Origin of the sequence: Cupriavidus sp. WKF15, from assembly GCF_029278605.1 — a bacterium.
Lineage (GTDB): Bacteria > Pseudomonadota > Gammaproteobacteria > Burkholderiales > Burkholderiaceae > Cupriavidus.
Genome location: NZ_CP119574.1, coordinates 58,659 through 81,149, shown reverse-complemented (window position 1 = coordinate 81,149; position 22,491 = coordinate 58,659). Strand labels below are relative to the sequence as shown.

Annotated in this window: 23 protein-coding genes and 1 pseudogene; 6 read left to right on the top strand and 18 right to left on the bottom strand. The window is 61.6% G+C overall.

Going from position 1 to position 22,491, the window contains the following annotated elements:
• Window positions 1-164: 164 nt before the first annotated feature.
• Window positions 165-431, top strand: a complete 267-nt coding sequence (locus tag CupriaWKF_RS30275; RefSeq protein WP_276103776.1) for a hypothetical protein — start codon at window positions 165-167, stop codon at window positions 429-431.
• A gap of 91 nt (window positions 432-522) precedes the next feature.
• Here the strand turns inward: CupriaWKF_RS30275 and CupriaWKF_RS30270 are convergent, their stop codons facing one another.
• The 11 genes from CupriaWKF_RS30270 to CupriaWKF_RS30220 all read right to left on the bottom strand — a co-directional run bounded on the left by CupriaWKF_RS30270 (window position 523) and on the right by CupriaWKF_RS30220 (window position 8,567).
• On the bottom strand, window positions 523-1,530 hold the full coding sequence (locus CupriaWKF_RS30270) for a bestrophin family ion channel (protein ID WP_276103775.1): 1,008 nt from the start codon (window positions 1,528-1,530) through the stop codon (window positions 523-525).
• A 319-nt stretch (window positions 1,531-1,849) separates the two neighbouring features.
• Window positions 1,850-2,254, bottom strand: a complete 405-nt coding sequence (locus CupriaWKF_RS30265) for a cupin domain-containing protein (RefSeq protein WP_276103774.1) — start codon at window positions 2,252-2,254, stop codon at window positions 1,850-1,852.
• A gap of 4 nt (window positions 2,255-2,258) precedes the next feature.
• Complete coding sequence (locus CupriaWKF_RS30260) at window positions 2,259-2,738, bottom strand: carboxymuconolactone decarboxylase family protein (RefSeq protein ID WP_276103773.1); 480 nt, start codon at window positions 2,736-2,738, stop codon at window positions 2,259-2,261.
• Between the two features lie 74 nt (window positions 2,739-2,812).
• A complete protein-coding gene (locus CupriaWKF_RS30255) occupies window positions 2,813-3,565 on the bottom strand; it encodes an SDR family oxidoreductase (protein WP_276103772.1) in 753 nt (250 codons plus the stop codon).
• A gap of 39 nt (window positions 3,566-3,604) precedes the next feature.
• Window positions 3,605-3,901, bottom strand: a complete 297-nt coding sequence (locus CupriaWKF_RS30250; protein WP_276103770.1) for a hypothetical protein — start codon at window positions 3,899-3,901, stop codon at window positions 3,605-3,607.
• Window positions 3,898-4,335, bottom strand: a complete 438-nt coding sequence (locus tag CupriaWKF_RS30245) for a GNAT family N-acetyltransferase (RefSeq protein ID WP_276103768.1) — start codon at window positions 4,333-4,335, stop codon at window positions 3,898-3,900. The genes CupriaWKF_RS30250 and CupriaWKF_RS30245 overlap by 4 nt, the downstream gene beginning before the upstream one ends.
• Window positions 4,336-4,448: 113 nt before the next feature.
• On the bottom strand, window positions 4,449-4,679 hold the full coding sequence (locus tag CupriaWKF_RS30240; RefSeq protein ID WP_276103767.1) for a DUF2798 domain-containing protein: 231 nt from the start codon (window positions 4,677-4,679) through the stop codon (window positions 4,449-4,451).
• 168 nt (window positions 4,680-4,847) lie between these two features.
• Complete coding sequence (locus CupriaWKF_RS30235) at window positions 4,848-5,891, bottom strand: glutathione S-transferase (protein WP_276104123.1); 1,044 nt, start codon at window positions 5,889-5,891, stop codon at window positions 4,848-4,850.
• A 43-nt stretch (window positions 5,892-5,934) separates the two neighbouring features.
• Window positions 5,935-7,275, bottom strand: a complete 1,341-nt coding sequence (locus CupriaWKF_RS30230) for an amidase (RefSeq protein WP_276103766.1) — start codon at window positions 7,273-7,275, stop codon at window positions 5,935-5,937.
• A 41-nt stretch (window positions 7,276-7,316) separates the two neighbouring features.
• Window positions 7,317-7,478 (bottom strand): hypothetical protein, encoded by a 162-nt coding sequence (locus CupriaWKF_RS30225; RefSeq protein ID WP_276103765.1) that lies wholly within the window; start codon window positions 7,476-7,478, stop codon window positions 7,317-7,319.
• Between the two features lie 177 nt (window positions 7,479-7,655).
• Complete coding sequence (locus CupriaWKF_RS30220; protein WP_276104122.1) at window positions 7,656-8,567, bottom strand: LysR substrate-binding domain-containing protein; 912 nt, start codon at window positions 8,565-8,567, stop codon at window positions 7,656-7,658.
• A gap of 114 nt (window positions 8,568-8,681) precedes the next feature.
• Here CupriaWKF_RS30220 and CupriaWKF_RS30215 point away from each other — a divergent pair.
• Window positions 8,682-8,824 (top strand): annotated as a pseudogene (locus CupriaWKF_RS30215) (IS5/IS1182 family transposase); the annotation flags it as partial.
• A gap of 47 nt (window positions 8,825-8,871) precedes the next feature.
• Here CupriaWKF_RS30215 and CupriaWKF_RS30210 read toward each other — a convergent pair.
• Together CupriaWKF_RS30210 and CupriaWKF_RS30205 are read right to left on the bottom strand one after the other, a co-directional pair.
• Window positions 8,872-9,780: a transporter gene (locus CupriaWKF_RS30210; RefSeq protein ID WP_276103764.1), complete on the bottom strand. Its 909-nt coding sequence runs from the start codon at window positions 9,778-9,780 to the stop codon at window positions 8,872-8,874.
• A gap of 178 nt (window positions 9,781-9,958) precedes the next feature.
• A complete protein-coding gene (locus tag CupriaWKF_RS30205) occupies window positions 9,959-10,642 on the bottom strand; it encodes a nitroreductase (RefSeq protein ID WP_276103763.1) in 684 nt (227 codons plus the stop codon).
• Window positions 10,643-10,897: 255 nt separating this feature from the next.
• Between CupriaWKF_RS30205 and CupriaWKF_RS30200 the strand changes: the two genes are divergently transcribed.
• Together CupriaWKF_RS30200 and CupriaWKF_RS30195 are read left to right on the top strand one after the other, a co-directional pair.
• Complete coding sequence (locus tag CupriaWKF_RS30200) at window positions 10,898-12,016, top strand: iron-containing alcohol dehydrogenase (protein WP_276103762.1); 1,119 nt, start codon at window positions 10,898-10,900, stop codon at window positions 12,014-12,016.
• Between the two features lie 50 nt (window positions 12,017-12,066).
• On the top strand, window positions 12,067-12,975 hold the full coding sequence (locus tag CupriaWKF_RS30195) for a tryptophan 2,3-dioxygenase family protein (protein WP_276103761.1): 909 nt from the start codon (window positions 12,067-12,069) through the stop codon (window positions 12,973-12,975).
• A gap of 535 nt (window positions 12,976-13,510) precedes the next feature.
• Here CupriaWKF_RS30195 and wrbA read toward each other — a convergent pair.
• Window positions 13,511-14,137 (bottom strand): NAD(P)H:quinone oxidoreductase, encoded by a 627-nt coding sequence (gene wrbA, locus CupriaWKF_RS30190; RefSeq protein ID WP_276103760.1) that lies wholly within the window; start codon window positions 14,135-14,137, stop codon window positions 13,511-13,513.
• A gap of 17 nt (window positions 14,138-14,154) precedes the next feature.
• A complete protein-coding gene (locus CupriaWKF_RS30185; RefSeq protein WP_276103759.1) occupies window positions 14,155-15,105 on the bottom strand; it encodes a ring-cleaving dioxygenase in 951 nt (316 codons plus the stop codon).
• Window positions 15,106-16,494: 1,389 nt separating this feature from the next.
• Here CupriaWKF_RS30185 and CupriaWKF_RS30180 point away from each other — a divergent pair.
• Window positions 16,495-17,217: a hypothetical protein gene (locus tag CupriaWKF_RS30180; protein ID WP_276103758.1), complete on the top strand. Its 723-nt coding sequence runs from the start codon at window positions 16,495-16,497 to the stop codon at window positions 17,215-17,217.
• 362 nt (window positions 17,218-17,579) lie between these two features.
• Window positions 17,580-17,963: a hypothetical protein gene (locus CupriaWKF_RS30175; protein ID WP_276103756.1), complete on the top strand. Its 384-nt coding sequence runs from the start codon at window positions 17,580-17,582 to the stop codon at window positions 17,961-17,963.
• Window positions 17,964-18,208: 245 nt separating this feature from the next.
• Here CupriaWKF_RS30175 and CupriaWKF_RS30170 read toward each other — a convergent pair whose 3' ends face one another.
• Genes CupriaWKF_RS30170 through CupriaWKF_RS30160 form a run of 3 tightly spaced genes read right to left on the bottom strand, consistent with a single transcriptional unit; the run spans window position 18,209 to window position 22,477 of the window.
• Complete coding sequence (locus CupriaWKF_RS30170) at window positions 18,209-19,396, bottom strand: HlyD family efflux transporter periplasmic adaptor subunit (protein ID WP_276103755.1); 1,188 nt, start codon at window positions 19,394-19,396, stop codon at window positions 18,209-18,211.
• 4 nt (window positions 19,397-19,400) lie between these two features.
• The gene (locus CupriaWKF_RS30165) at window positions 19,401-21,767 is read right to left on the bottom strand and encodes an FtsX-like permease family protein (protein WP_276103754.1); all 2,367 of its coding nucleotides are present in this window, start codon (window positions 21,765-21,767) and stop codon (window positions 19,401-19,403) included.
• A complete protein-coding gene (locus tag CupriaWKF_RS30160) occupies window positions 21,761-22,477 on the bottom strand; it encodes an ABC transporter ATP-binding protein (RefSeq protein WP_276103753.1) in 717 nt (238 codons plus the stop codon). The genes CupriaWKF_RS30165 and CupriaWKF_RS30160 overlap by 7 nt, the downstream gene beginning before the upstream one ends.
• Between the last annotated feature and the right edge of the window lie 14 nt (window positions 22,478-22,491).

Below are 22,491 nucleotides of genomic sequence, written 5' to 3'. Positions count from 1 at the left end.
CGGCCGCATGAATCAGGCTCTGCGACATGGAGCAACTGAGGTATTGGACTCTGCGGGCCTCACCGTGTCGCAGTGGTTGATCCTTTGTCATCTTCGCGAACGAGACGCGCGGACCCTGACCGGGATAGCAGCTACCACGATGCCGGCGCACTTTCGCGCGGCGCATGCTGCAACAGCGTCAACTCATCGCCGCGGCCCGGGTGCGGCAGGACCGGCGCAGCGTTTCGCTATCGCTCAGTCATGCAGGCCGCGACTTGCTGGACTCACTCGAAATGCCAATGAGCCAGCGGCTGCAATCGGCGCTGGAGACGGCACTGGGAGAGCCGGCGTTGCAAGTGCTGCAACGGTTCGAGAGCGCGGGTGTACCGCCTGAATGCGGGGCAGGCGGGCGCGATATTTCGCGACAGCGCCCTCTTCACCGCGAAATCTGACAAGTGCCGAGATCCGGAGAACCCGTCCGCATACGATCCGTTGCCCCTCGCTTTGCCGCAGTCTCCGGGAAAGCGCCAGCCATGGAATGGTCTAGAGGACAATACCGTTCTCTCCGGTTGGCTCGGAGATATCGCTCGTCTCGCCAATCATGTCCATGAGTTCGCGTTCGATCTTCCGGGAGATCTGTGCCATGGGCACGTCATTGGGCATGCCTTCGAACGGATTCTCCGTGCTTTCGCCTACCTGCTCCAGCGCAAGGTACATCCACGAGATCATCGTGCTGAACGGAATGACCAGCCAGATCATGTTGCCATGCATGAAGCCCGAAACGCTGGCATCGAGCTTTTCAAACTCCGTAAGAATGCCAAAAGGCAGCAGCAGACAAAAGGTACGGACAAAGAGCTTGTTAATGACCGCATATTGCCTGGGATACGGATAGTCCTTGATACGCTCCGCCCGCCCCTGCTGCGCGAAGAGGCCCTTGATCGATGCTACCAACTCCAGATAGAAGGCATTGCTGATCTCGCCAGCGTCAAGGAACCGCCTTAGCGTCGCTGACTGCGTTCCCAGCAACCGGCTTGTCTTGCTCTCGGCGTGCGCAAGCGAGTCGAGTTCTGCCTGTGGCAGATACCGTGCAAGCGCCTCGTCCAAGGGAGTTTCCCACTCGGGAATCCGGTAGTACTTCCGGTACTCCAGGTTGGATGCCTTGCCCGCGGTTTCCCAGATCCTTGGGGTCCTTAGCTGGTAGCGCAGCGCCGTCAGCCACGCGCAATGCCGGAGAATCAGTTCTCGCCCGCCCGCCTGCCCTGCCAGGAAGTCCCGGCTCATCACACCCAGACACCGGCTGCCATTCAGAATCTCAATCCAGATCTGCTGTGCCTCCAGGGCCCTGCTGTAGGTCTGCACGTTCCTGAAACCCACGATGAATGAAGTGGCCGTGCCCAGCAGCACGACAACCGAGACCGGGATCGACAGCCATTTGAGTCCGAGGAACTGATAGAGGACAACCGGCAGTGAACCGCACGCTAGCGAGGCATAGATCAGCCGTCTCGACCAGAACGTGAACTCGGATATTGTGTACGATTTTCCCAGGTGCATGGTGTGCGCATCTCGCGGCGGGTCCGAGGTCCGAACTGCCGTCAGGCAACGTGGCCAACCGCCCTCACCCACCGGCCAGATCGCTGCCCAGGACCTGTTCTTCTAATGGTGATATTGCCAAGAAACTCCCGCAGTATCAATTTCCGTCCCGCAACCCTTTCAAGGGGGACCGCGTTCACCGTGCCGGGCCATCCCCAGCCGCTTCATCATGACCGTCACGCCACCCTGGAAAACAGCGGCCGGCAAGAGTATGCGATAGCACTGCTCTTGCCGGCCGGATGGTGCGCACCGGCATTGCCGGCGCCAGCATGGACGACGGCTACTTCACCGGCGTCAGGATTGGCGCGCCCTTTTTCTTGAGCAGGAACACGACAAATTTTGCCGGCTGTGTATTGCTGGCGTTGCGCCCGACGGTGTGGACATCGTCGGGACGTTCGTGGAAGGTTTCACCCGCCTTGAGCGTCACCTCCTTGCCGCCCCTGACGCCCATGACAATGCTGCCCTCGAGCACATAGACGAAGGCGTGCGCGTCATGGCGATGCACGGGATCGACGGCGCCCGGCGGATAGTCCACCACGATCATCGTGGCCTCCTTCCCCGGGTATTCGGGCAACGCCTCCGTGAGCAAGGGCATGACGCTTGCCTCCGGCGCGGCGGCGGCCGGCAGTGCAACCGTCAGGCACGAGAACACAAGTGCTGCCGCAACGGAAGTGACCGTCTTCATGGCATCACTCCAGGTTGGCCTTGTCGAGCCCGAACGCCTTGTCCGACGAACCGGGCACCATGCGGAATGCCACGTTCAGGCGGTTCCAGGTATTGATCGTCCCCACGAGGAAGGTGAGGTCCGACAGTTCCTTCTCGCTGTACTGGGTGCGCACGCGCTCGTAGATATCGTCGGGCACGCCGTCGGCGGGAAGCCTGGTCAACACCTCGGTCCAGGCCAGCGCGGCGCGTTCGCGCGGCGAGAACAGCGTCGACTCGCGCCAGATCGCCACATGATGCAGGCGCAATTCGCGCTCTCCATGGATCTTCGCCATCTTGATATGCATGTCGACGCAGAACGCGCAGCCATTGAGTTGCGATGCGCGAATCTCGACGAGCTCGCGAATGGGCGCTTCGATCGTGGTCTTCTGGAACAGCGGCCCGAACTCCATGAGCTTCTTGGACAGTTCCTGGGATTGCTGGAAGTAATTGGTACGTTGGGTCATGTTTGCTCCTGGTGATCTGATCAATGTTGTGCTTGCGAAACCGGTGTTGCATGTGTGTGCATGCGCCCTGGGGACTATCGTTGCTGCGATTGCCGCAACCATTCGTCCAGGCCGATGCGGCCGAGGCGTGCCTCGCCCAGCGGCACGAGCGAATGTTCCTCGACCAGGCCGCCGAAGTAGCGGGCCTCGGGGTCGCGCACGACTTCGCGCGGGTCGCCAACCGCCTTGAGATAGCGGGCGACGATCTCGCTGAACGGGGCTCGTTCCGGCCCGGCGATCTCGACGATGCCATTTCTGGGGGACGCGAGCGCTACATCGGCAACGAAGGCAGCAACGTCGTCCGAGGCAATCGGCTGGAACAGCCCGGGAGAAATGCGGACGACATCGCCTTGCGCACTGGAATCGGCGATGCCCCCGATGAACTCCATGAACTGGGTCGAGCGGATGATGGTGTAGGGAATGCCGGAGGCCTTGATCAGTTTTTCCTGCGCGACCTTGGCGCGGAAATAGCCGTTTTCGGGCGTCCGGTCGGTGCCGACAATGGATAGCGCGACGTGGTGCTGAACGCCCGCTGCGGTCTCCGCCGCGTGAAGGTTGCGGCCGGAAGTCTCGAAGAATTCCAGCACCGCCTTGTCTTCAAACGACGGGGAATTGGCAAGGTCGATCACCACCTGGGCGCCGGTCAGGGCTTCATTGAGCCCCTCGCCAGTGATGCTGTTGACACCGCTCCTGGGCGAGGCGGCCACGACCTCGTGGCTTCCCTGGCGCAGGAGGGCGACGGTCTTCGAGCCGATCAGGCCGGTCCCGCCAATGATGACAATCTTCATGATGCTTCTCCTTGCTGAGGAAGGTGAAACGATTCCATGTTAGGGAACGCGGCATGCCCGCGCCAGATCGATACCAGACAGGAGACACATGCGCTCCGAGTCGGACGCATCCGACCCGGCGAGCGCGGCGCCATGGCGTTCCTTTGCCTCGGCGGCGGGCAGGAGCAGCGACTCCGCGTACTCCGCGGTGATGGCCGGCAGCGGCTCGGTGCCAAGGTTGCGTCGCATGACACGAATCTCCCGCCCGAAATGCGCGGACAACGCAGGCAGCAGTTGCCCGCTCAGGTGCCGGCTCGTCGAATAGTCACGGCGCGGGCTGCAATTGAGGGGCTTCATTGGAGCTCCATGCAGAAGTGGAGGCCCTTGGCGAGCAGGCCGGAACGGAAATAGAAGCGCTGGGCCAGCGCGTTCGCGAGTCCGGTATCCAGGACAAGTCTCTGGCAGCCTTCTGTGCGCCCCAGCTCGCAAAGCGCATTCAGCAGACGCTCGCCGTGACCCTTCCCCCGACCTTCGGCATCGGTGATCAGATCGTCGACGTACAGGAAGCGCCCGTGGATCAGGTTGTCAAGACGTCGATATCCGGCCACTGCAACAGCCTTGCCATCGTCCCAGAGCGCTAGCAGCCGGTACCCTTGTCCGCCTTGCAACGTGACAGTGTCGAGAAAGGCTTCCGGCATTTGCAGCTCGGGGCGCAGTTGCCGCATGACAGGGAAACAGGCACGGATCTCGGCCTCCGTTTCCGCATGTCTGAGAGTCAGGTTCCTGGTCATGGTGCCAATGCGTACTGGTTTGTGCAGGCTTCAATGTAGTGGAGCGATGACTCAGTCGACAGGCACAAGTTTATCGCTTTCAACTAGGCCATCGACATAGGACGGCGTGTGACCTAGGGGTGGCTTGTGATGCGATCGACCAGGCGGCGAATGATGGGTGTGGCCGACACGACAACCGGCAGCATGGTCAGCCAGGAAACGCTCCAGGACCTCAGCCAGTGCTGAAAGAACCGGCCTTCTTCCGCAAATGGAATGCTTGCGATGGCTGCAGCGACGGAGCAGGTCAGGCCGGCCTGGATAACGCCATAGGCGTAATGGCTGTACCGCGAAGGAATCTTGGGCATGCGAGTCGCCTCTATGGGTAGTCCCTCTTAGGACGAGCCAGTCCGCCGGCGCCTTCGTGGGGCCCGGCGGATGTGGTGTCGTTTCAACTACGGATGAATGCCAACAGGTCGGCGTTGAACCTGTCCTTGTGGGTGTCGGTGAGCCATACGGCGCACCGGGATGGAGGACTACCCCAGCACCGCTTCCCCGCAGCCCGCAATGACATGCATGTAGCGCGAAGGCGGCATGGAATCGACCGTGGCCTGGACTGCTTCCGTGCACAGGGACGGACGCTTCGCCAGCGCACTCACATATCGCTCGACGTTGGGCAGGTTTTGCCACATCGACGCAAGTCCCAGATAAGCCATCCGCACTAGGTTGACACCCCACAGCACATCGCCGAGCGAGAATGATTCCCCCAGGAGGTACGGTGACGACGAACCAAGCGCATGGTCGAGGCCCGTCAGGACGCCCGCGACGTGCTGACGGGCGGCGCGCTGAAATGCCGAATCGTGGCGGACCGACTTGCCGCCCCGCTCCTTCGCGATCTTCGCGCGACAGGCTGCAACAAGTTCGGCATCGTCGGCATTGGCGTCAATCATGGCTTCGAGCGCCTTGATCTTGTAGTCGTAGACCGTCTCCATGGCGGTCTTGAGCGCTTCAGGCCGCAGGTCGGCATCGGGATGAAAGCCGTAGAGCAACGTGCCGTTCGGGATCTGATCGACGATGCTCACCTGATGCATCACCCGGGCACGCGCATCGGCATCTTCCGGCACGAGAGGAATGGGATCGCGCGACGCCGCATCGAGATAGCAGCAGATCCGTTTGGAATCGGCAATGACGCGGCCAGCCTCGTAGTCCACCAGCAACGGGACCGTGCAGGGATCAAAGCCTTCGGTCTCCACCGAAGTGCGCCCGCTATAGCTGCTGACAAGATCCTGCCCCACTTCCCGGCCTGCAATCAGCCGCAGCCGGACGTAGGGGGGATGGTAGTGCTCGGCTGGAACAAGGCCATCCGGGCCCATCGAACCGAGGATCATCATATTGTTCGAACGATATGGCAGTTGCTTCTCGAACAATACCGCGCGCACTTTCTGCGAGCAGAGCGAACTGGCCGCGTGGAACAGTTCGAAGCGCGGGTTGGCGTCACTACCCACGAGGGAGATTCGCGCGGGGTCCGCGATCGCGGCACGGGCGCCGGCCGCCATATTCATCAATTTGTCGTGAATCATTGCATCGCTCATCGTTGTCTCCTCGTTGTGGGGTTGGCGTCTGTCAACCCTTGGGGGCGCTGCCCGTTCGCAGCATCAGTTCCATCTGCTGCGCGACCTGCAGCAGCGCACCGTCGTCGCCGGGCTTCGCGACGACCTGCAATGCAGGGGGAAGGCTGCGCTCGCCGGTCGCCAGGGGAATCGAAATGGCAGGAAATCCCGCGACATTGAACGGTGCGGTATAGGTCATCAGCGCCTCGCGGACGGTGCCGGTCCACGCGCCAATGCTGACGGTGCCGGCATCGAGATGCGGTGCGGTGCACGGGCATGTCGGCAGCACGAGATAGTCAACCGTCGACATCACCTCGTGCAGCCGTGCCGTGAAACTTCGCCTGGTCTGCTGGGCCGCCGCATAGGCGCGCAGGTCCATGGCCTCGGCGCGCTTCAGCCGGTCGACGGTTTCCGGGTTGTAGTGCGTCGAGATACGGTCCCAGTCGTTGCGGCGGAAATGCTCGATGCCACCCTCGATCAGGACGATGCTCGCGAAGGCACCGAATACCGCGTCGAACAGGCCGGACGTGCTGACGTTCACACAGGAAAAGACTTGCGCCAGCCGCTTCATCGCGCCGTCAAATGCCAAAGCAATTTCCGGACTGACTGGAACCGGTGCGATGTCACGAATGACGCCCAGCCGTGCGGACAGCCACGCATCGCTCTCGGGGACCTGGATGTCAAGGGCATCGGCGAGCAACAGCACGTCGTCGACCTGCTCGCCGAGCAGGCCGACGTGGTCGCAAGTGGGCGCCAGGGGGAACACGCCGCGCGTGGATAGCGTGCCGAGCGTGGGCTTGAATCCGACAACGCCGCACAGCGCGGCAGGAATCCGGACCGAGCCGCCGGTATCCGTGCCCACGCCCGCCTTGATGGCACCGTGCGCAATCGCCGCCGCGGCGCCACCACTGGACCCCCCGGGTATGCGCGTAGGGTCCAGCGGATTCAGGGTATCGCCAAACCTTGCGCTGGCGGTTGTCACGCCCCACGCGAATTCGTGCGTCGTAGTCTTGCCGATGATGATCGCGCCGCGTTCCACCAGTGCTTTCACGATGTCGGCATCGGCTGCGGGCACATGGCCGAGATAGGCTGCGGAACCGTAGCGGGTTTCCATGCCCCTGGTGTCGATCAGATCCTTGACCGCAATGGGCAGGCCCTCCAATGTCCGCTGCCGGCCTTCGCCGTAGCGGCGATCGCTCTCCGCGGCCGCCTTCAGGGCCCGGTCCCAATCGATTGCCGAGAATGCATTGAGCAGCCGCTTGCTGGCCTCCGCGCGTTCGAGTGCCTGCTCCGTCAATGCTGTCGCGGTGATCTGCCGCGTGGCAAGCGCATCCAGCGCGTTGCGCAAGCCCATGGAATGCGGGGCCCTCGTTCGGGAGGGTTGATGGAGGTCGGTCATTGCCACAGGCTCTCGGGCAGGGTTTCCAGCTTCTGGCCCGCATTGCCGCCGGTCAGCGGTCGGCGGATGCCGTGCTGGCCGGGCGACGCGACAGCCGTCGGAAGTATGTCGTGGCCCCAGAAGATCGCGTCTTGTGGCAGGCAGCTCAGTTGCTTCATGTATTCCACTCCAGGGTGAAGTTGCGGATGGCTTATCCCTGGTTGGAAACGATAGTGGATCGGCCCGGCCTTGGAAGCTGGCTGGCGCCGAACGCAGCGTCCATGAAGATGGAACGCCCCGCGAGCCACAAGGCACGCAGCCCGCGTAGCACTGGAGTAAGAGGAGGTAGCGCCGGCTCAGCGGCCGTCGAACGCGGTGACCTTGGGCAGTTCTACGGCGAGGTAATCGACCAGCGACCGCACCGCGGGCAGTAGTCCGGTCCGATAGGGCATGAGCGCGGAGATGCGCGCATCTGCGGCGATCCAGCCCGGCAGTACTTGCCGCAGCACGCCAGCCTGCAACTCGGACCGGCAGATATATCCGGGCAAGGCTGCCACGCCAACGTTGGCGCAGGCGGCCTCCTTCAGGGACATCATGCTGTTGCTCTGGAATCTTGGTTCGATCGGGACGGTGACGAGCCTGTCGTCGGGGCCGCGCAGTTGCCACTGCAGCGGCCCTTTGCGCACCATCGAGACGATGGCATGGGACGCAAGTTGCTCCGGTTCCTCCAGGACTGGCATCCGTTCGAGGTAGTCGGCACCCGCAAACAGGTACCATGGCGCCCTGACAATGGGCCGTTGGACCAGGTTGGAATCCTGCAGTGCCGAGGTATGTCCGCGCAGCGCCAGGTCGAAGCCCTCGCCGACAACATCGACGAGCCTGTCCGTGGCGACTTCCACGATGCTGACCTTGGGATTGCTGCTCAGGAACGTCGGCAGGACCTGGCGCAGCGCAAACTGCGCAAGTTCGACCGCTACCGTCACGCGAATGATCCCGCTGGGTTCCGCGAGCCTCTGGCGCATCGCCTGTTCCGCGACGTCGGCGCTTTGCAGCAAGGCGACGGCGTACTGGTAGAACTCAGCGCCTACGTCGGTCAAGGCAAACTGGCGGGAGGTCCGGTTGATCAGGCGAACGCCCAGCGAAGCCTCCAGCTCCTTGACCCTGTGACTTAACGTGGACTTGGGCAGCCCCAGCCGATTGCCGGCAGACGTAAAGCCACCGCGGTCGACAACTTGCACGAAGTAAAAAACGTCTTTCAGGTCCAGCATCAGGCTGCCTTGGTAGCGGTTGGGTCGGGCCAATGGCGTGTGCTTTCCATCGCATGGTACTGCAACGGGTGCGCCGCCGCCCACTCGCGCCACCGTCAATGCGTGGCGCGCCACCGAAACGCACGCAGTGGCATCGAGAAGAACGACCGCCTTGCCCGACATCGCCGGATTGTCGAGCGCACGCATGCGCAGCTTGCCGGTTCGGCAAGCTGCGCATTCGCTTCGAATGTCGCCTCGATATCCCTCTCGCGCTGCTCATGCCGGCGCTGTCATCTGCTCCCGACAGGTCGAGGGAGCATTCCGATCAAAGAGGGAAGCACAGCTCAACCCAGAACTTGTTGCCTTGTGGCCGATTCCGCACGTCGAACTCGCGCTGATACTTGAACACAATGCCGGACGCCTGGGACCACATGTATCGTAGTTGCGGGCCGATTGCGACAGCTCTTCCGCGAAACCCATCCCCAGGTATGGGCGTGCCGTTGACCTTGTCATCGGTGATCTGCTTCAGCAGATATCCCTGAAGTCCGAGCTGGAACTTGCTGTCAAGCGAATAGCCAACAAGATACTCAAGTGCCGCAACGGCGCCAGAGTGATATCGAGTCGCTGAATTCGGTGAACTGAACTCTACCGACATGGTGGTAGAGACTTCAACTGCGGGCGTGGGGAACCATGTCGTACTGAGTTGAGGCGTTAGCGCATAGACATTCCGGCCAGTGTTCGCCACTCGGTTCGCGGAGTAGGACCCGCTCGGCACTGAAATTTCGGTGGTGAGGTAGGCGAAGAATGATCGCGATGGATTTGAGTAACCGATGTACAACGGCTCAACGATGATATCTCCGATTCCACTGCGCTTGTCGTTGCCGCCTGGCGTGTCCGCCCGAACATGAACGAGCGGGAAGATTGCACCACTAGACAGAGTAAAGGGGCCAAATGTAGTGCCCCATGTGTGAACGATACGCGGGGCGTCGATAAACGCCTTCAACTGGAACCCGGGCACGAGACTCCCCCCATTCGGGCCAGCGAACTTTCCGGCATCGTAGTAGAGCGTGTAATTGTAAAACTGGGTTTCACCAGGCGGTGGCAAGATTCCATTCAATACGGTATTGACGCCAACAGGGTAACTGGTCTGACCATTCTCGGTTGCCTCGGCGTTCGAGGCCAGCAAGCATGCGAGCGCAACCACCGCGGAAAACCTCGCGGGCACTTTAATCATGTCTCCTCCGTCTCTGTATTCTATTTTTCGGCTGAGGGCTCGGGGCATCCGCATCAGCCGGTGAAGCGCGCCAGCATTAGCGATTCGACATCTCCGCAACTTGGCGAAACCCGCTAACAATGGCCATCGCTTCTTCGCGCTTTTCCAGGTCAGGGCGCGACCCGGACGGTTCCGCGTGTCACCGGTCGACGAACGAGACGAACTCGTCCAGTTCCAGCTTGCCAAGCTCCATGTTGTTTTCCGGAATACTGTTGTCCGCATAGCCGAGTGACATGCCGGCCACGATCATCTCGCCGTCGGGAATGTCGAGGCTTTCACGAAGGACCGCCGATTGCAGCGACCAGATCTGCTGCGGGCAGGTGTCCAGCCCCCGGGCGCGCGCGGCCAGCATGATGTTCTGGAGAAAGCAGCCGTAGCAGATGAAGCTGGCCCATTCCAGGCGCCGGTCCATGGTGAAGATCAGTCCCACGGGCGCATCGAAGAACCGGAACTGCCGTTCGACGTCCCGCCGCCGCCCGGCGATATCGCACCTTTGCACGCCCTGCGCATCGCCCAGCATCCCGCGAAACGTATTGAAGCGCGACGAGAATGGCGCCGGCAGTTCCTTGGGGAAGAACGGGTAATCGGGCACCAGTCCCTCAGGCGCGGCACGATACGCCTCGACCGCTGCTCCGGAAATCTTCTCGCGAGCCTTTCCGGTCAGCACATGGCAGCGCCACGGTTGCGTGTTGCTCGAACTCGGCGCGTATTTCGCGACCGACAGGATGTCCCTGACAGTCTCGATTGGCACCGGCTGGTCAAGGAAGCCGCGCTTGCTGTGGCGTCCGCGAATCAGCGCTTCTGTTATCTGGATTGTCTCCATCTTCAGGTCTCCGTTCTTGTGTTGGGGTCGCTACGGTGGAAAGGATCAGACACGCCCCCTGCCTTGTGAAGATGGCAATACTGAAAGCTTCGTTCGGAAACAACGAACGACAGGCGTACATTCGCGCATGTGCGGCGTCCAAATTCCTGGACGCTCCGTTCCTCAATCCCGCGCGCACGCGCGAACGCGATTCGCCTATCTTCCTAGTCGGGATCGGAGCCCCGATCGCCTACGAAGACACGGTGGAGAAGTGGAATGGACCAGTTGAAATGCTTGCCGCAGGAAGAGATTGTCTGGGGGCGCGACGTGCTGAAAGCCGTCGCCCCCGCCTTGGGGAATTACGGCATCCGCCGTCCAATGACGTTCACGGTGGAATTCCTTGAGGCATTGAACCGCGAGCACCTGCAGCCTGCCATCAGCGACGGCGTTGGCACCTTCACCGGCCTGCCGCCGCATGTACCCGATTTCGCCGTACGCGACGGACTGCGTGCCTGCATCGAGGCCGGTGCGGAATCGATCGTCGCCCTCGGCGGCGGCTCTGTACTCGACGCCGCAAAGGCAGTCTCCTACCAGCATTTCAGGCAGACCGGCCGCTACCTGCCCATTGCCGCGATTCCGACGACCCTGTCGGGTTCGGAGTTCTCCCACTACTTCGGCGTGACGGAAACGGACGGTCCGCAGAAATTCAAGCGCAGCTATGCCGTGCGCGAAACCACACCCGCGCTGGTGGTGCTCGATCCCCGGATGATCGTCGACACGCCACGCATGCTGCTGCTGAGTTCGGCCATCAAGGGAATCGACCATGCGGTGGAAGGCATGCGCCGGGTCGAGGTGGACCACCCTCACGCCATCCTGGCCGCCAGAGGCGTGGAGCGCTTCCTTGCCGTGCTGGAGAAGTGGCCGCGCAAGCTCGAAACGCGCGAGGCCATCGCGGGCGGACACGTATCGACCGACGACCTGTTGCAGCTTCAGTTGGCCGCCTGGCAGTGTTATTTCTATCCTGCTTCGGTCATCTACGGCCTGAGCCATCGCATCGGGCACATCCTCGGCGGGACGTTCGAGGTACCGCACAGCGTGACATCGTGCATTGCGCTGGCACCCGTCATCCGCGCCTGCGCCGACGTCTATGGCCGAAAGCTCGAGATTTTCTCCACGGACCGTGGCAGCCGCACGCCCGCCGCATTCCTCGCAGACCGCATCGAGGCAGCCGTGAACGCACTGGAATTGCCGAGCCGGCTCGGCGACCTCGATTTCGATCGGGCGAAGCTTCCCGAGATGGCGGCGCTGCTCAGGCAGAACTATCCCTCCGAGGTCGGCGACCTTGGCGAGGATGCCGGCACGAAGCTGGATGCGCTATTGGAGAGCCTGTGGTAATTCGCCGTTCCAAAGAAATTGCCTGACCCCACCACCATGAGGAGATCAAAGTGAACGATACCGTCAAGCCCGGATTCCCCGCGCCGGCCGGAACGCCAGCCGGGCGTACACCATACAGTGACTGGTTGCAGACAGACGTGCTGCACTCGCTGCAGCACCCGGTCAGCGACCATCCCGGCGAACACGCCTGGATCGTATCGGCGCAGGTGTCCGAGCTCTACTGGATGCTGATCATCAAGGAAATTCAGATCGCGCAGGCGCAATTGCGTGCCGATGACCTGACCGGGGCCTGCCGGACGCTGCGGCGCGTCGTCGCCCACCACGAGCCGCTCAATGCCACATGGCGCTCCATCGCGTGGATGACGCCTGTCGACCTGCTGGCCATCCTGTCCTGCGTTGGCCCGAAGTTCGGCAAGGACACCGCCCTCCAGGGCTGGACGTTCCGGCAGATGGTCTACCTGCTCGGCATCAAGCAGGGGGAGCACCTGCAGCACTTCCTGCCGCAACCCCGGCGTTGGGAACAACTCAGCAAGGCGCTGGCAGAGCCGAGCCTGTATGACGACGTGCTTGCTCACCTGGGCCGCAAGGGCTTCGCGGTTCCGGCGGTGGTACTCGACCGCGATTTCAGTGTGCCCTACACGCCGGACAAGGCGGTCGAGAACGTCTGGCGCGACGTCTACGCCGAACCGGACGAGCACCGGGAATTGCAGCAGCTCGGCGAGACGCTGGCCGATATCGCGGAGGGATTCTCCGCGTGGAAGCACCTGCACCTGATGGCAACGCGCCGGACGTTCGGCGCTCGGCCGGCCTACTTCGGCACCGAGGGCATTGCCTGGCTCCTGCCAACCATGAACGAGATCCCGTTCCCCGAACTCTGGTCTGCGCGTGGCTTCATCGGCGATCCGCCAGCGGTGTGTCCGCACGCCCGCGGACAGGGTAACGCCCGGGCTGCTGAGTGACGCGCTCAAGTCGGTCATGGAATTGGTCCGCGATCACAAGATCGCGGCGCTCGAGTCCATGATCGTCGACCATGGCGGGAACGCGGGACTTTTTGCCGCCGGTCGCATCAGGATCGCTAAGGAACGTGGCGGCATCGCCGTCCGCGACGATGCCGGCATTCCAGCGCACAGCACGCCTTCATGTCGAAGGCGTGTTGAAGGCGCTGGACCCACGCCGGGTTCAGCAGCAGCCCCCTATCTTGCGGGAGGAACGTTCGATCTTAGTGACGTGCTTTTTGGGGGGAACCTCATGAGGCGCGCTCGCCTCGATTTGCGGCGGCCGGCCCAACGTTGCCCGCTACGTCGAGCGCTGTTCAAGCGCCATTCCGCGCCACGAGCGACCCGCTACCTTCATCGTGCCAGATCGATGCCATGGAAAGCCGCGTGGAGACTGCGCCAGCTTGAGCGCTTGTCATCGCGCCATCGGCCGGTGCCGGATGCAGGAGTCGGGCGAAGACTGCGAGTCTCCGCCCTTTTTGCCTTCAGGCTTTTACTTTCAGGCTGCCACGGGCTGCGGCTGGACGTGCAAGGCACGGGCGACCGTCGTCACCCTGCTGCCCTGGAACCGGGCAACCGCCAGGTGATCGTCGTCGGGCTTGACGGTGTCACGGTGCGAGACGTGAGTCGCGCCGTACGGGGTGCCGGCCTTGAACATCGCCGCGTCGGCGTAGCCCAGCGGCACGATGATCAGGCCCAGGTGCGCCATGGGCGCGTAGGTCGCCAGCAGCGTGGCTTCATTGCCACCATGGCGCGAGGACGTCGTGCCAAAGACCGAGCCCACCTTGCCGTTCAGCTTGCCCGCGAACCAGAGGCCGCCGAGCCCGTCGATATATGACTTGAGTTCGGCCGAAATCGTCCCGAACCGCGTCGGCGTGCCGAATACGATGGCGTCAGCCCACTCGGCATCGGCTTCGGTCGGCGCCTCATATTTCGCGTTCATCTCCGTGGCGTTCTCGAGCCAGCCCGGCGCCTGCCGCATGACATCGGGGCCGACGAACTCCCGCACACGCCGCATGCGGACTTCTGCGCCAGCCTCGAGGGCGCCCTCGGCGACAGCCTTGGCCAGCATCTCGGTGGAGCTGTTTCGTGAGTAGAAAACAATCAGTACTTTCGGTTTTTGCATGGTGATCCCCGGCAACGTCATACAGAGATGGGCTCGAGCCGGCCCAGCAACTCGTCCTTGCGATCCGCCAGCCACGGCGGGAGCTGGAACTCCTCGCCAAAATGGCCGGGCTCTTCATCGATCGCGAAGCCGATGTCGGTGGTGGTCGCCTCGAACATCACGCCGCCGGGCATCTTGAAGTACATCGAGCGGAAGTAGTTGCGGTGCACCGATTCGGACGTATCGATGTAGCCCAGAGCAAACATTCTCTCCTTCAGGATCGCCTGCTGCTCCACATTGTCCACCGCGAAGGCCACATGGTGGACCGTGCCTTCGCCGTAGATCGACGAACCCTGGTGCCGGTCCGGCTCATGCAGGAACTCGACGATCATGCCCGGGCCGCCGTGGTACGTCTCGAAGCGGTAGTAGGATCCCGCCTGGCCTGCGTTCCGGAAACCGATCGCTTCGCTCATGAAGCGGATCGATTCGGCGACTTCCCGCAGCGACAGCGTAATGCTGTGCACGCCGCGGATGGCATGGGCTTCGGGAATATCGCTGGCCACGCAAGCCGGACGCGAATCGAGATCGGTTTCGACGAGATCGAACTCGATGCCGCACGGATGCTGGAACCGCTGGCGGCGCTCTCCGAAGCGTTCCACAATCTCGCTGCCATACGGTACGTCCATGGCATCGAAGCGGCTGCGCCAGAATTCGAGCGAGCCCTTGGGAACCGAGTAGTTGACGACCCGCACCTGGCCCGATCCCGGACGCGCCATGACGCCCCGCTGACGGAACGGGAACGACGTCACCAGGGTCCCTGGATCGCCATTCGCGTTGCCATAATAAAGGTGGTAGATGGGATCCTCGCCGTCGAGAAGCACGGTCTTCTTCACGAGGCTCTGCCCGAGCAGCTTGACGTAGAAGTCCACATCCTCCTGTGCGTGCCTTACGCCGAGGGTCAGATGATGAAATCCCTTGAGCATTAACATTGTCCTCTCCAGTTTGAAATAGACATGTAGAAACAGCGCATAGCCGCTCCTGTGCAACAGCTTATGACGGCAGATACCGATTGGGCAGCCGTCATGGGTTGTACACAAGGTTCGGCAAACTTGGACAATGCCGCCCCTGTGAGGGGCGGTGCGCGCGATGGCGCAGGAGGGGTCTGCGGTGAAGGACGTACTCAATGCTGCCAAAGCAGATGTCGAGCGGAAATCTAGGAAGATCGGGGAGACAGCGCAGAAGGGTTTTGCCCACAATGACGCCGAGAGTGAACGTCAGCCCGAAAATTGAATTACGCCGCCCGTGGACTCTCCACCCACAGGTTTCCAGTTCTCCGCGCGGACGGCGTACATGCGGTTGGTTCGGGGATAAGACTGCGCAATCTTCGGACGGCCGTTCTGTAGCGTAGCGCGGCCGTTGCCTTATCAAGGTGCAATGGCGGAGAAGGGTCGGGCAGAGACGGCCGCGACCTGGAGGGGACAGCCGGCCGTGACCGGCCATCAAGCGCCAGTCACGCGCCCCGTCAGGAAGACGTTCAGACGTCAGCTCCTGCTCCGCAAAGGGACATTGGACGTCCGAAAGAAAAAGCAAGATCCTGCACGGGATACTCGGCGCCGTTCGGCGGAACAAATCCGGACGGCTCCAGCGAGCTTGCTCGCGGGGACGCGTTGCATGGGATACTCCGTAGAGTGCCGAGGTTAGTCTCGGCGAACAAAGTTCGACACTACGATCTGAGCACCTCGAAGTGGAATATCGTTGGCGCCGCCACGGTGGCAAGCTCGACGATTCCGTCCGCATCGTGAATGCGATCAAATATGGTGCATGGGCACCACCCCTTACCCTCATGCGCACCGGAAACATGGTCAACTCTGGTACTCAGGGCGCCAGCCGCTTTCCTACCACGTGTCACCCACGTTCCCCACCGGCGTAGGCGCTGCGAGGTTCGGCCTGGTAGCGTAGCCCACATCCAATCTAACCCGCATGCTCGCCCTCCTCACCTGGGACATTGACAGTGATCAGGCTACGCCTCGATCTGTCGCAATCTGTCATTGACGGCCGATCGAACCGGTGATCCAGCCAAGCAAGTCATTGGTCGATCTCATCGAGTAATTCGTCCAGAACGCCGAGTTTGACAAGGGTCAAGGCTCCCCTGATGGAACCAGCTAGGTTGAATGGGGGAATAAATGCGCCACTGCACGGGCACGAGCGATGTCTCTCCGTAAATCAGTTTCCACGCGGGCGCGCCAACTCTTCCATCAGGCCAGCGATGAACAAGCAGGCGTTGGGTGCCTCCGAGGGACCGGTCATGACTTTCGCCGGTTCGAAACACTGAAGTCTATGCAAGATCGACAGATCGATGAACAACTGGAGTCAACATCATGAAAGGCGCATTTGAGCTATTTTGTATCGTCAGCATCGCCAGCCTCAGTTTGCTTACCCCTGAGTGCCAAGCACAGGAAGTCGTTGGACAGGTTGCAACACCCGCAACTCCCCGGACCATGCGCGGGGTTGACCTGCTCAGCAACGAGGAAAAGGCGGATTTCTGCGCCCGCATGCACGCCGCCAGGACACCAGAGGAGCGCCAGGAAATCACGCGTCGTCTGCACGATCTCGTGCAGACACGCGCCGATCAACAAGGCATAGTGCTTAATCATGAGCGCGGGGGCGGACAGCGCATGTACGGCGGCGGTGGGAACACTGCAAGCCTGGACTGCGGCCCCATGATGAGCCGTAGTGCCGACACTGACCAACCAGCAGCAGGCGGGCTGCCGCCGCAGAAACAGGCGGGCGGTCTGGCCTACCTTAGTGGTGGCATTGGCGAGGACGAAGCCGCCGCATTCCGGCGTGCCGCGCCGTCTTATAGCCTGCGCCTTACCTTCACCGGCAAGCGGGGCGAATTTCTGGCCGACGTTGACACTCGGATCTATAAGCCAGACGGAAAACAGATCTTTGGGGCAATTTCTGACGGGCCTTTTATGTACATCAAACTTCCAGCAGGAAAGTATCGTGTGGTTGCTACTGCAAACGGCGTCGAGCGTAAGACGGAGGTTACGATCCCATCGAAGGGAGGCGTCGCCCAGCACTTGAGCTGGCCTTCCTGAAACAGTTGCAGTCTAGGACTTGCGTCGGCCCGCGTCGGCCCGTCTTCATCGTGGCATTAAGGACATTGCGGAGCACCATCATCCAGCAGCCGGAATCCAAAAACGACCACACTGGCGCCCTTCTGTCAGTCCCCCAGTCATCGACGGAGGTAGTTGCGGAAGTCAAGGGACGAGGGGAAAAGCTCGCTATGACCTATCCCCTTACAGGATCACGGATAAAGCCAACAGGCGTTGTCAGAGAGGGCCATGGTCGGGGATCAGGGAAGCGTGCTGCGAGGACACACAAGCCTTCCAGGTGTATCTGCGCATCGGCAGCCGGCGCTAGTCCGAACTGAGCACAAAGGAATAGGAGGCAAGCTGTGTTGGCAACCTTACTCTCGTTAGCTTTTGTCGTTTCTGTTCTGACTACAGCCATTTCGATTGATTCGTATGAACAGAGCGCGAGCAAGGCGTCAATCCTGACCAATGAGCAACGCTACGCCTTGTATGAGAAGTGCCAACAAAAACTAGACCCCGTTGATTTTGCGAGCGTCGCATATGGCCTGGTGACCGCCGAACTCACCGCTGCGGTCGAGCCGTTCATCGAGGGCTACAAGAACGGGAGGGCTGCTGATGTGTTCCTAATAGACGAGCAGAAGGAGATCGGGGAGCCACAACGACATGCAGAATTAACACAACCTGAACTTCGTGCCGGGACACGATCACCACTGACTGACGGAACAGAAAATTCACGTCAAGATGCTTAAGATTACCCGCAATTGAATGCCTGCGGACACCTCAACCAACCCGGGCCGGCGGCGGCAACCATGGAAGACAACCAGCCTTCATTCGCCCACGGCGCCAGAGTAACCGCACCGGAAAGCTGCACCTCCGGCACCGTACACTAAGCGCAATCCGCGGCAACGGCGCGGCCGTTGCGAACATCGGCGACATGGCATGTAACCCTGGGGGGCGCAGTCGAATCGGGGTACATTTCGAATGACACAATGGACTAGGGGCCGGTACGCAGCTTTACCCGCTGGCCATCATGAAGGCTGCTTTGCGGATATCGAACCACTTGTACGCTGTCGGTCAAGGGAGAAAGCAGTTCCGCCTCATCCGAATTCCGGTGGCTAATCCTGACCTCCGTCCTCCGCACCCGATCGCCCTCAATCCGAAACACACACCAATGCGCAGTCTCGCAGCGGAACAGCGAACTCGCGGGCAACTTTGTCGCGTGATCGGTCTGCCACAGCACAATGCTCGCGATGACGCGAAATCCGTCACCCAGTCCAGAGGGTGGATCAAAAACGTCGATAATCACCCGGGTTCGCTTTTCTTCTATGCCCAGGGCGGATACCTTGGTGAACGCATGGGGCTCCACGAGCCTAACCTTGCCTTGTACTACTTGCTCGCCGCCCCATCCTTCCAGCCTCGCCGGCATCTGCGGCCGCACCTTGACTGCTTCCGTTGACAGTAGCTCGACCACGATCTCCAGGTCATGTGGATTGCCGATCGTCAGCAGGGGCTCGCCCGCAGCGACAACCCGCTCGCTGCGCTCCGGAATGGACAATACGGCGCCGGTGAACGGTGCATGAACCGGCACGACCGGCCAGCGCCCACGTTTGTGCTCCTCGATGGCCAGCAGGCCGGCCTCTGCCACGCGGACCTCCTGCAAGGCGGCGCTGGCGCGGGCGCGCGCTGCGGCGAGATCATTGCCGGCGGTAATGGTGGCGTTGGCGGCCTGCTCCCCGGCCTGAGGAGACAGGAAGCGCTCCCGCACCAGCCTCTCCACACGCTGCAGTTCGCGCTGCGCCTGAGTGTAGTCTTCGGCGGCATGCCGGACGCGCTCCTGCGCCTCACGGTATGCCGCACGCGCCGCAGCGACCCTTGCTTCGGCTTCTTCGCGTTCCTGGGCCGTCAGTGGCAGTGGCGCAAGTTCCGCCACCACTTCGCCCTCATGCACCCAGTCGCCCTCCCGCAAGCTGATCCGCATCAGTTTTCCTGCGGCAGGCGCGGCAACAACATAGCGCTCCCTACTGCGGGTCTCTCCCTCCTCGGTAGTGGTGACTGCCATCGCGCCAACGGAGGATCGCACCACCTCGACATCCACTGGCTCTGGCATGAGCAGATAGCCAAGGCCCGCCGCAACCACGACAGCGGCCACCATCAGGAACGTCTTGGCTTTTGACCAGCGCATCGCCCTACTCTCTGGATTTCAGCACTGCGATCAGGTCCAGCCGTCGCAGCCGCTGCTGGACAAGCAGTCCGGCCACGGCCGCAGCGCCGATGGCTGGCAGCAATGCCTGCGCCAGTGTTTGCCTGCTCAGGCTGAGCGGGATGCGAAAGGCCTCTCGGTCGAACATGGGGACGAGCAAGGCGCACAAGCCATAGCCCACGGCGATCCCGACCGGTAACGACAAAACCGTCAGAAAGAACTGCTCGCCAAGCAGAATCCCAGAAACCTCTTGCTGGGAAAAACCAAGTACCCGCAGACTGGCCAGTTCATTCCCGCGCTCGGACAGCGCAATGCGAAAGTTGTTGTAAACGACCCCAGCCACGATGACCGTGGCAAAGGCCGCCAGCACAAGACTGGAGACGACGAACGTCCGATCAAGTGTTCTTTCGATGCTGGCGATCACAGCGGAGCGTATGATCACAGAACTCACGACGGGCAGGCTCTTGAGCCTTTGGTACAGAGATTGTGCCTTGTCGGCGTCGACGCGGAGGTACGCCCCACTGATTGCCGGCGCTTCGCCCAGCAAGCGGGACGATGCCTTGTGGTCCATGTAGGCAGCGGCGCCCAGCAGGTCATCGACGACATCCGCTACCCGCATGACCAGACTGTTGCGGCGGCCCTCGAGCACTTCAACCTCAACACGTTCACCCACCGATAAGCCGAGCTCCGCCGCCAGTCTTGCCGAGAGTACAAGCCCGTCCGAAGCAATCGGATGACGTCCAGAGGTGTAGCCCACAACCTCATGTAACTCGCCCGTGGTTTCCAGGCCTGTGATTTCGGTGCGCTTGGAGCGATTCGCATTGCGCAACCATACCGGCACAATTCGAAATGGCTCGACTCGCAGGACTCCCGGCATCTGGGCCAGGTCATGGGCGACCCGCAGGGAGCGCGGCTCGTTGAAGATCAACGTCACATCTTCATGCTGAACGCGGCCGAACTGGAGGTTGAGAATCGTATTGACGCCGTCGAGGCCGAACCGTCCGACGATGGTCAAACCCACGGCCAGCGCGATGGCGGTGATGGACATCAAGGCCTTGGCCGGCCTACGAGCCAGATTGCGCAAAATCAGCCGCAGGGGAATGGGCAGCACCGCCAGAAGGCCTGCACGGTCGAGAAAGCTCGCCCGGAAGCCGAGGGGTAACTCAGGTCGCATTGCTTCGACCGGTGACAAGCGGCCTGCGCGCAGGGCGGCCGATGCACTGCCCACGGAGGCCGCACACACACTAGCCATGACAGCGCCGACCACGATCCCAGGAGAGAGCTCGGCGTTCAGCACGGGGAAGTGGAAATACTGGCGGTATAGGCCGACCAGCAATTCCTCCAGATACAGGCCGCCAGGCACGCCGAGCAGCACCCCAAGCAATACCGTCGCCAGACCAAAATACACATATTGGATCGCCACGGTCCCGGTGCTGTAGCCAAACGCCTTCAACAAACCAACTTCAGCCCGCTGCAAGGTAACGAGGCGACTCAGCAACGTATACAACAGGAAAGCCGCCACCGCCAAGAATAGGGCCGGGACATAGTTGGCGATCACGCGGATCTCGTCGAGTTCATCGCTAAGGAATCGATTCGATTGTTGCAGCGTCCGTTCATACGCCCCGAGGCAGCCGTAACGGAGAAGCATCCGGTCCAGCCTTGTGACGACCTCCTGGGGGCGGGCCTCCGCGTCAAGCAGGATAGCCAGATCATTGAAGCCCCCCTCCATATCGAAGGCGGATTCCATTGCGGCCTGCCCCATCCACATGACGCCGAACCGACGGTTGTCCGGAAACACCATGCCCTGCCCTACCTCATAGACGTACTCTGGTGACATTCCAAGGCCAGTGATCGTCAACCGGCGGGCATGACCATTGAGTATGGCCGTCACGTGTCCCCCGACATCCAGTGCATTGGCATTTGCGAAGGCGACACTAAGGACGGCTTCGTCGTCATGGGAAGGGTCGGGAAGTCGGCCCCGTGAAACCCATAGCGCATTGATGCCGGCCTTGCCAACGGCTGGCAGGGAAATCAGGCGAAGTGTGGCCGGCTCGCGCGTGCTCGGTACATCCGCATTAACGTCATGGACGATGCGCATGAGGACTTCCCGCACGCCCGGGATGGCCCGAATGGGTCCTTCGAGGGAAACCGGCGCACGTTTCACGTTGGCAAACACGTCGGCAAAGCGCTGCATCTCGTAGTAACGGTCCTTGGCGGATGCAAGAGAGCGCCATGCCCCATTCATCGCGACTAGCACGGCTATGCCGCATGCGACGACCAGCGCCGCGGCAATAGCCTGGGCACGAAGCCGCCACAACTCGCGCGATAGCATGGTGAAGCGTGCGGCTACCATCGCAGCTCCGATGGATTTGCCCGGGTTGCATGCTGCTCAATCTCCGTGATGCGGCCACTGCTGATGTGCAGCACCCGGTCAGCCATTGCAGCTATGGCTGTGTTATGGGTGATAACGGCAGTGATTGCCCCCTGCTCCGTATTTACGCGCTGAAGAACCTCAAGTACAGGCCTCCCCGTGCTGTAGTCCAGCGCTCCAGTCGGCTCGTCGCATAGAAGAATGTCCGGCTGCTTGACGACGGCACGGGCAATGGCGATGCGCTGCTGTTCTCCGCCGGAGAGTTGCGCTGGAAAGTGGCCCTTGCGCGCCGATAGCCCTACCAACTCAAGGGCATCGAGCGGATTCATGGGATGGTCGGCGATATCGGCCACCAGTGCGACGTTTTCCAGGGCCGTCAAGCTCGGAATGAGATTGTAGAACTGAAATACAAAGCCGACGTGCTCGCGGCGGTAAAGGGTAAGACCAGCCTCATCGGCGTGTGCCAGGTCATGGTCCCGGTATTCGATGGTCCCTGTCGTCGGGCGGTCCAGTCCGCCAAGAATATGCAGCAACGTCGATTTTCCGCTTCCTGATGCTCCCAATAGGACGACAAACTCCCGGTCATAAAGGTCGAGGTCCACACCGTTCAGCGCGTGGACGACCACCTCGCCCGCTTGATACGTCTTGTAGACGTCGCGCACGCGAAAGAGCGGACTGCGATCGTTGGACATAGCAGAGCTGACCT